This is a genomic window from Vicinamibacteria bacterium (assembly GCA_035620555.1).
In the GTDB taxonomy this organism is placed as follows: domain Bacteria; phylum Acidobacteriota; class Vicinamibacteria; order Marinacidobacterales; family SMYC01; genus DASPGQ01.
The window spans coordinates 1-9,358 of record DASPGQ010000242.1 but is presented as its reverse complement, the minus strand read 5'-3'; the positions used below and the strand labels follow the sequence as shown (position 1 = coordinate 9,358).

Below are 9,358 nucleotides of genomic sequence, written 5' to 3'. Positions count from 1 at the left end.
TCCGCGCTCGACGACGAGCGACGCGTCGGCGAACACACGGTTGCCTCCGTAACTCTTGAAGATGTTCTCGAGCTCGATCACGGCTCGGCCCGAGCGAGGCGGCTCGGGCAGCCGGAGTCGCATGAGCTTGCGTTCGGGAGGGACCTCGATGAGAGTGATCTTCTCGAGCATCTTCACCCGACTCTGGACCTGTTTCGCCTTGGTAGCCTTGGCACGGAAGCGGTCGATGAACCGCTTCATGCGCTCGATCTCTTCCCGCTGGCGCGAGGCCTTGGCGCGCAGCTCGGCGAGGTTGTTCGCCCGCACCTCGAGGTACTTGGTGTAGTTTCCGGTGTAATCGACGAGCTTGCGTCGATCGATCTCGGTGATTCGGTTGACGATCTGATCGAGAAAGTAGCGGTCGTGGGAGACCATCACGACGGCGTGCGGGTAGTCGGCGAGGAACGCTTCGAGCCAGTTCCGCGCCTCGAGATCCAGGTGATTCGTGGGCTCGTCGAGAAGGAGCACGTCGGGCCGCGACAGCAGGAGCTTCGCCAGGGCGATGCGCATCTGCCAGCCGCCGCTGAAGCTCTCCGTCGGCGCCACGAGATCGTTCGTGGTGAAGCCGAGCCCGAGCAGGACTTCTTCCGATTGCGACTCGATGGTGAACCCGCCCCGGCGGTCCCACTCCTCGCGGCATTCGCCGTAGCGCTCGAGCACTCGATGGTGCTCGTCGCTCGAAGGGTCGATCGTTTCCATGCGCTCCTCGAGCGCCTTCATCTCCTCCCCGAGAGAGAGAACGTCATCGAATGCCGATAGAGCCTCATCCCGGAGCGTCTTGCCGGAGTGGCTCAGGCCGTCCTGGGGCAAGTATCCGACCGTGGTCCCCCTCGGCATGGTGACCTTGCCGTCGTCGGGATGCTCTGCCCGCACCACGAGCCGAAGAAGCGTCGTCTTTCCCGAGCCGTTCGGTCCGCTCAGCCCGACGCGATCGCCATCCGACACATTCCAGGTGACTCGGTCGAAAATGACCCTTCCGGCGAAGCTCTTCGTAAGCTCTTGAATCTGAAACATATCGACAACACAAAAACGGCTCCGACCCTCGCGAGTCGGAACCGGTCTCACTATAATAGCTTGTTTCGCAGAAGGTTGCCCCAACATGAAGACGTACTTCCCCCTTTTCGCACTTCTCCTCGTGAGCCAGCCCGATGACCCGAGCCGGCACGCCAACCGCGGCGTCGCGCTGCTCGAGCAGTTCCGTTTCGCCGAGGCAGCCGCCGAGTTCGAGCAGGTAGTAGCGCTCGACCCCGGCTCCGTTTCCGGCTACGTCAACCTCGGCATCGCCTACTTCAACGAAAGGGACTTCGAGCGCTCGCGGGTCGCCCTCGAACGCGCGCTCGGCCTCGCTCCGGAGAACCCCTACGTGCACTACAACCTGGGGCTCATCGACAAGCTCCAGGGCGAGACCGAACGAGCGCTTTCGTATTTCGAGAAGGTGAAGTCCATCGATCCGATGGACTCGATGACCCACTATTACCTCGGGTCCCTCTACGCCAACCTGGGACGGCTCGAGGATGCCGAAGCGAGCCTGAGGCGAACGATCGAGCTCCAGCCGTCCAACGAGTCCGCGCATTTCAGCCTCGGAAACGTCCTCATCCGCCAGGGGCGGCGCGAGGAAGGTCAGCGGGAGCTCATGCTCTTTCGAGAGTTGAAGGAGAGCTTCCCCGCCGATGCCGCCTCTGCCGGGCTGCAGTACACCGAGCTCGGCCCCTACGCCGAGGCGATGGAGGCGCGCGGCGAGCCCCTCCAGCCTCGCGCGAACGAGCCGGTGCGGGCGAACGGCCTGAGCTTCGTCGATGCAACCGAGGACGTCGGCCTCGTTCTCGAGGCGCTCCGAATCGAGCCACCTCCACGAAGTATCCCCGTGTCGGCTTACGACGCCGATTGGATCCGGAAAGTCGCCCTTCCGCCTCTCGGAACGGGGCTCGTCTTCCGGGATCTCGACGACGACGACGATCCGGACGTCGTCTTCGTTCGCGACGGGGCGCCCATCTTCTTCCGAAACGTCGGCGGGAGGTTCGAGCGCGTCGAAGGGAGCGGTCTTCCGAGCGAAGGTTCCTTCGTGGGCGTCGTCAGCGGAGACATCGACAACGACCTCGACGCCGACCTGTATCTTACCGGTGTCGGGGCGAACGCTCTGTTCCTGAACGACGGCGCGGGCCGCTTCTCGGCATCGGCCGACGAGACCGTTCGCGGCGACGACGTTTCGGTGTCGGCGAGCCTCGCGGACGTCGACCATGACGGGGACCTCGATATCTACGTGGCCAACTTTCTCGCGAAGCAGGCACCCGAGGGCGTGGATCGACTGGACGTTCCATTCGATCTCCCCGGCGCACCGAACCGTCTCTACCGGAACAACGGCAACGGCACCTTCACCGAAACGGCGCGGGAAACGCGCACCGATGGTGGAGCGAAACGGAGTCTCGTCGCTCTCTTCTCCGATCTCGACGAAGATCGGGACATCGATTTCATCGTGGTGAACGACGGCGCCCCGAGCGACCTGTTCTCCAACGATCGCGTGGGGACCTTCACCGAATCGGCCGTCGACTTCGGTGTCGAGACCGGCACAAGGACCCGCGGAGTCGACTCGGGCGATTTCGACCGTGACGGCTTCTTCGATCTCTTCTTCACCGCCGAAGGCTCGAGCCTCAACCTGCTCCTCCGAGGGGCGGCCGGCGACGGCTTCCGGCCCGACGTGCTCTCGACCGGATTGCTCGCGGCCGGCGCACCCGGGGCCCGATATGGCGCTTCGTTCCTCGATGCGGACAACGACGTCGATCTCGATCTCGCCCTGGTGGTCAACGAGGCGGAGGCTCTGGCGGCTTGTTACGAGAGCTTGCCGAGTGGCTTCGTCCGGGCCGCCAATCTGCGAGCCAGCGTGAGCGGCGAGGGAAGAGGGCTCGCGGTGGCCGATGTGGACTCCGACGGCGATCTCGACCTGCTCGTCGGCACGAACCGCGGAGAGCTCGCCTACTTCCGAAACGAAGCAGGGAGCCGGAACGCTCACGTGCGCATCAGGGCGCAGGGACTTCGAAGCAATCTCGACGGACTCGGCACCAAAGTCGAGGTGAGGGTCGGCGACGCGAGCCTCAGGCGCGAAGTTCGCTCGACCAGCGGTTATTTCTCCCAGAGCGAGCTTCCGCTCCATTTTGGGCTCGGGAACGCTCAGGCTCCCGACTACGTGCGTTTTCTGTGGCCGGGGGGCGTCAAGCAAATCGAGATGGACCTCGCTTCCGGCGTGACCGCGAAGATCGAGGAGTTGAACCGCAAGGGAACGTCCTGCCCCATCCTCTATGCCTGGGACGGTGAGAAAGTCCGCTTCGTCACCGACTTTCTCGGCGGAAGCGCCATCGGCAACCTCCTCGCGCCCGGCGTCTTCAACACCCCCGACACCGACGAGATCGTGAAGCTCGAGGCCTTCCCCATGACTCCTCGTGACGGGGCGTACGACATCAGGTGGGTGAACCAGCTCGAGGAGGTCATCCTGTACGACAAGGCAGCCCTTCTGGCCGTCGATCATCCGAAGGAGGTCGAGGTCTTCGCGAACGAGAGGCTCATGCCCGGACCGCCCTACCCCGAGCACCGTTTCTACGCGGTGCGGGACGTGCGCAGCGTGGCCGGGGCAGTCGACCACCGGGGCACGGACGTGACCGAGCGCCTGCGGTCCAAGGACCGTCGGTACCCCGACGGCTTCGCGCTCCTGCCGTTCAAGGGCTATGCGGAGGAGCACACCCTCACGCTCGATCTCGGCGCGATCGAGGAGGGCGCGCACTACGTGCTGCTTCTCTATGGCTGGGTGGATTATGCCGACTCCAGCTCGAACCTGGCCGCTTCCCAGGCGGGCGTCCGGCTCGTGACGCCCTATCTCGAAGCGGGTGACGGCTCGGGACGCTTCGATCGAAATCTTCCTCAAATGGGATTTCCCGCCGGTCTTCCGAAGACGATGCTCGTGGATCTGGAAGGTCTCGTGGATCGGAAGCGGTCTCACCTCCGCATCACGACGAGCATGAGACTCTACTGGGACTGGATTGGAGTCGCCGAGGTCGTTCCCGATGCGAGGCTCACCGTGACCGAGCTTACCCCCTCGACCGCGAAGCTCGGCTTTTTGGGCTATCCGGCACCGTTTGATCCCGACGGCCGGGCGCCGTCTCTCTACACCTACGATACGATACGGCCCGACGATCTGTGGGACGCCCACGAGGGCGCTTACACGCGTTACGGCGACGTCTCCGAGCTTCTCGACACGATCGACGATCGTTACGTGATCACCCGTCACGGTGATGAAGTCCGCCTCGGTTTCGAGGCCTCCCGGCTCCCCGAGCTTGCCGCGGGGCGCACCCGGAGCTTTTTCGCCCTCGCGGACGGCTTCGGGAAGGACATGGATCTGAACTCGGCGCGCCCCCACCACATCGAGCCTCTTCCGTTCCACGGAATGCCGTCGTATCCGTACCCCGATGAGACCGAGTTCCCGGAAACGGAGTCCCTTCTTCGTTATCGCCAGGAGTACAACACTCGATACGTCGGACCTCGCGATCGATGACGCATAGCCGGCTGGCCGCATTCGGCTTGGCGCTCGCCGCAGGGGCTTGCGGTGGCGGACGAGAGCCCGAGGCCCCCGTCGATCTTCTCGGCCTCACCTACGTCGTATTCTCACCGACCGAAGAGGAGGAGCTTCGATCGCCGATCGACTTTTCCGGGGACATAAGGCCTGCCCTGGTCGCGCCCACTCCCGCCGAGTTCCGCTACCGAGTCACCGTTCCCGCGGAAGGGTTCCTCACGTTCGCGATGGGCATAGCCCAAGCGCCGCACGCGAGAGGGGACGAGCCGCTCCCCGGAGCCCGAATGCGTTTTCGCGTGCGTGCCGGGGACAAAGTCGTCGACGACGTTCTCTTCGACCGCGAGATCCACGTTGGCCGGCGGGGACGCTGGATCGACCAGAGCGTGGATCTCGGTCGGCACGGGGGCCGGGAGATCTGGCTCTCGCTCGAGACGTCGTTTCCCGGCTACGAGGCGGTGGAAGGCGCACCGCCTCTTCCACTCGTCGGTGTGTTCGCCGACCCCGCGCTTCACGATCGGGGCCGACACCCGCGCTCCCGAGGCGTCGTGATCGTCTCGATCGACACCCTTCGCCGTGACCACACGAGCCTCTATGGCTATCCGAGACGCACCACCCCCGGACTCGAGGCCTTGTCGTCGGACGCGCTCGTCTTCGAGGATGCGGTGAGCACGTCCTCCTGGACGCTTCCCGCCCACGCGTCGCTCTTGACGTCGACCGTTCCGAGCGTGCACGGCGCCTCTGACCTCCACGTCGGACTCTCCCCCGAATGGCCGAATCTGGCGCAGCTCCTCCGTGACAATGGATTCTTCACTCAGGCGATCGTGACGCACTTGTACCTCTCGCGTCATTACGGCTTCGGGACGGGTTTCGATCGCCACCGCTATCTTCCCGAGACGCGCGCCGAAGAGGTTACCGACCAGGCAATACGGTTTCTGCATGCGTGGGCCGACCGCGATTTCTTCTTGTTCGTTCATTACTACGACCCGCACTGGCACTACGATCCGCCCGCTCCCTACGACGACGTTTTCGACCCTCGCTACGAGGGTGAAGCCACGGGAATCTGGTGGGATTTCAAGGAGCTCACCGCGGAGGAGATCGAACCTTCCGACCTTCACCACATCCAGGCGCTCTATGACGGAGAGATCCTCTACACCGACCGACATGTCGAACGGCTGTTCCAGGAGATGAAACGTCTGGGCGTGTTCGAGGAGTCGATCATCGTCGTGACGTCCGATCACGGCGAGGAGTTTCTCGAGCACGGCGGGTGGGAGCACCAGAAGACGCTCTACGAGGAACAGCTACGAATTCCCCTCGTCGTGAAGCTTCCGCTCTCCCTCGGCCATCCGAACGGACGGGTCGAGGCACAAGTCAGCCTCATCGACGTTGCGCCCACGGTCGCGCAGGTTCTCGGGGTCGAAGTCCCGGAGACGTTCCAAGGGCGAAGTCTCCTCGATGGCGATGAGCCGGTCGAGGCCTGGTCGGAGACGGAGCACACCCTCGACGGCTCGCATCTGATCGCCATGCGTCGAGGAGCGTCGGGCGACAAGGTAATCTACACGTTAAAAGGGAACGAAGTGGGAGTTCGCGTGTTCGATCTGCTGGCGGACCCCGAGGAGCGAAACGGAGAGGAGGGCGACTCAGGCCGTCTCTCCCAAGCACTGGACGCTTACCTGACCGCAGCCACGGCACGCCGGGCGGGGAAAAGCGCCAGTCCCAAGGTCGAGCTAACCCCCGAGGAGGTCGAACGGCTTCGAGCGCTCGGTTACATTCCCTGAACGTTTTTCGCCTTGACGAGCCGCGTTCTCTGGTATTCTATCGAGGGACTGGCGCCGTGTTGAGCGGCGCCAGTCGGAGTCTTTTGAACGAAACAAGATGGACGTCGAGCATTTTCGGATACGCGCCGAGCTTTACCGCCTGCTCCTCGATGAGGAGGCCGGAGCCGCCTCGTCGCTCGTCCCCCGTATGCTCGCCGATCCCGACTCGCTGACTCCCGAGATACGCTGGTGCCTTCTGTACCTGATCCGGGGAATCGGATACCTGGCCGCCCGTAACAAGCTTCTGGGACAGGGCGGGCTTCTCGACACGATCGCCGAGGAGTTCGAGATCGCACGCACACGGACGAAGCGGGTGGATCTCATCTGGTACGACATCGTCCAGGAAGACCCCGATCACTGGATTCAGCGCTACGAATCCACCGACGTCCGCTATTCGCTTGGTGAGCTCGAGTGGCTCAACGAGCTGCTCGGACGTTTGTGGCAGGTCGAACGGCAGCGACTCGCCCTGTCCGAGCCACCTCTCCCTCCTCTCGTTCTCCGGCGCAAACTGCCTCCACCAGAACGAAGGAGCTCCTTCGTCGCCACATCACGGGAATAGAGGATCGAGCGGACAGTCGCCTCTCTAAAGCTGGAACCCGCTCCTGGGATCCTTACTGGCCTTCGCCCGCCTGAAGGTCTTGGAGGAACTTCTTTACTTCCTCCGCCTGAGGTCCGTTGGGCTCGAGCTCGAGGTACTTCAGGAAATGCGTCTTGGCTCCGGCGTTGTCATCCCGCTGCGCCGCGAGGCTTCCCAGGATGTAGTGGGCTTGCGCGGACTGGGGTGCGTTGGGTTTGGCGGTCAAAAACTGCTGGAGATGGGAGATGGCTTTGTCCTGTGCCGCCGTGGCGTCGGGAGAGCCCTCCGCCATGCGGATGGCAACCGACCCGACCATGAAATGGGCGTCGGGAGAGAACGTGTCGTCGGGCTTGAGCTCGAGGTACTTCGAGAGTCTCTCTTCGGCTTTCACCCACTCCTGCCGGTTGAAGTTGATCCTGCCGGCGAAGTAGTACGGGTTAGGAAGCGCCGGGTCGAGCTGGATCACCTTCCCGAAGGCGGCTTCGGCCGGGCCCTCGCGGTTGGCTCGCATCAGAGCGACTCCGAGCATGTACTGAACTTCCTTGTCGTTCGGCTTGGCAGAGGCCGCCTTCTCCAGAAGCGGAATGGCCTGCGTGTTCTCGGCGCGAGCCAAACATAATCCACCTTCTCGGTTCGCGTGGCCGATCATCTCCGCCGCATCCTGATTGCTTCCGACCTTCTTGAGAAAGGCGTCGAAATTCTCGCCACATTTCGGAAAGTTCTGCTTGGCCCGGTAGGCCCAGCCGAGGTAGTAGTTGCTGGCGAAGAGATCTGGATTGGCGGCCAGGGCTTTCTCGAAAGCGGGGATGGCCGCGTCATAATCGTTCTTCTTGATGGCTTCTTGGCCTGCCAGGAAGTCCTGGGCTCCCGGTTGCTCCTGCTGGGCCATAGCACCGCTCGCTACCAGCGAAGCGATGACGAAAGTTAGCCACGTCTTCATCTAAATGTCTCCTCTTGCTCTTTTTTGTTCGGGCGACACTGCCGGGCCGCAATCGCCCAAGCCCGGAACCCTACCACAGCGCCGACACAAGCGGCAACCAAAACGCGGAGCTCCTGGGGCAGAGTCCTAGAAGCTATTTTAGCGCAAGCTCGAGACGTCGTGGTTTGCCTTCGCCCTCCCTGCGTCGTAGATTCCCCTCGATGACGAGCCGCGGACCGCGGGTTGCCTTCGTGGGAGGTTGCCGGACACCCTTTGCCAAGGCGGGCGGGTTTCTCGCCAACGAGAGTGCCCTCGACCTCGCGCGAACCGTCGTCGCCGAGATCGTGCCACGAGCCGCGCTTCGGTCGTCGGAAGTGGATCGGGTCGTGCTCGGCATCGTCGTGGCGAATCCGAGCATCTCGAATCTCGCCCGCGAAGCCACGCTAGCTGCGGGGCTCCCGCCAACGGTCGAGGCCTTCACCGTTTCACGGGCCTGCGCGTCCGCCAACCAGGCCATAGCGAGCGCCGTGGAAGCCATACAAACCGATCAGGCCGCCACGGTAATCGCCGGTGGGGCCGAATCGCTCTCGAACGTTCCCATCACGGTCTCTCGCCCACTCGCCCGAGCCCTTCTCGGCGCCAGCAAAGCGAGAACGTTTTCAAAGAAGCTTCGCGCCTTCTCTTCGCTGAGAGCCAAGGACCTACTGCCCTCGGCCCCCGCCATCGCGGAGTACTCGACGGGTCTGACGATGGGACAGTCGGCGGAGAAGATGGCCAAGGAGAACGGCGTTTCACGAGAGTCACAGGATCGCTTCGCCCTGCAAAGCCACGAGCGCGCTTCCGCGGCCACCACTGATGGCCGGCTTCCGGCGGAGATCGTTCGTTACTACCGTGCCCCAGGCTACGATGCATCGCTCGCCGAAGACGATGGAATTCGACGCGACACCGACCTCGCCGCTCTCGCTTCCCTTCGGCCCGTGTTCGATCGACGTTACGGATCGATCACCGCGGGAAATTCCTCACCGCTGACCGATGGCGCCGCGGCCCTCGTTCTCATGAAAGAGGACAAGGCTCGAGCGGAAGGCCGGACGATTCTCGGTTATGTTCGCTCCTATGCCTTTGCGGGAGTGGATCCATTCGATCAGCTCCTGATCGGGCCTGTCTACAGTACGGCCATCGCCCTCGAGCGAGCCGGTCTCACGCTCGGCGACATGCTCCTCGTCGATCTCCACGAGGCATTTGCCGCCCAGGTCCTTTCGGTTCTCGGGGCCTTCGCCTCGACACGGTTCTGTAGGGAGAAGCTCGGCCGGGCGACTCCGCTCGGCGAAGTAGACCCCGAGCGGTTGAACGTCTTGGGGGGATCGATAGCGCTCGGCCACCCGTTCGGGGCAACGGGCGCGCGCATCACGCTGAGCGTGCTGAACGAGCTTCGGCGGCGCGGAGGAGGTTTC

At 63.5% G+C, this 9,358-nt stretch carries 6 protein-coding genes; 4 read left to right on the top strand and 2 right to left on the bottom strand.

Features of this window, described 5'->3' with window-relative positions; all coding sequences use genetic code 11:
- The coding region (locus VEK15_10230; GenBank protein ID HXV61060.1) for an ABC-F family ATP-binding cassette domain-containing protein at positions 1-1,053 on the bottom strand (1,053 nt) is incomplete at its 3' end.
- A gap of 85 nt (positions 1,054-1,138) precedes the next feature.
- On the opposite strand from VEK15_10230, the gene VEK15_10225 reads away from it, so the two are divergent.
- The 3 genes from VEK15_10225 (at position 1,139) to VEK15_10215 (ending at position 6,970) form a co-directional block, all read left to right on the top strand.
- Positions 1,139-4,579, top strand: coding sequence for an FG-GAP-like repeat-containing protein (locus VEK15_10225; GenBank protein ID HXV61059.1), 3,441 nt, complete (start codon positions 1,139-1,141; stop codon positions 4,577-4,579).
- Positions 4,576-6,372: a sulfatase gene (locus VEK15_10220; protein HXV61058.1), complete on the top strand. Its 1,797-nt coding sequence runs from the start codon at positions 4,576-4,578 to the stop codon at positions 6,370-6,372. The genes VEK15_10225 and VEK15_10220 overlap by 4 nt, the downstream gene beginning before the upstream one ends.
- Before the next feature lie 97 nt (positions 6,373-6,469).
- A complete protein-coding gene (locus VEK15_10215; GenBank protein HXV61057.1) occupies positions 6,470-6,970 on the top strand; it encodes a hypothetical protein in 501 nt (166 codons plus the stop codon).
- 52 nt (positions 6,971-7,022) lie between these two features.
- Here the strand turns inward: VEK15_10215 and VEK15_10210 are convergent, their stop codons facing one another.
- Complete coding sequence (locus VEK15_10210) at positions 7,023-7,928, bottom strand: tetratricopeptide repeat protein (protein HXV61056.1); 906 nt, start codon at positions 7,926-7,928, stop codon at positions 7,023-7,025.
- A gap of 200 nt (positions 7,929-8,128) precedes the next feature.
- Here VEK15_10210 and VEK15_10205 point away from each other — a divergent pair.
- On the top strand, positions 8,129-9,358 hold a 1,230-nt coding region (locus VEK15_10205; GenBank protein HXV61055.1), incomplete at its 3' end, for an acetyl-CoA C-acyltransferase.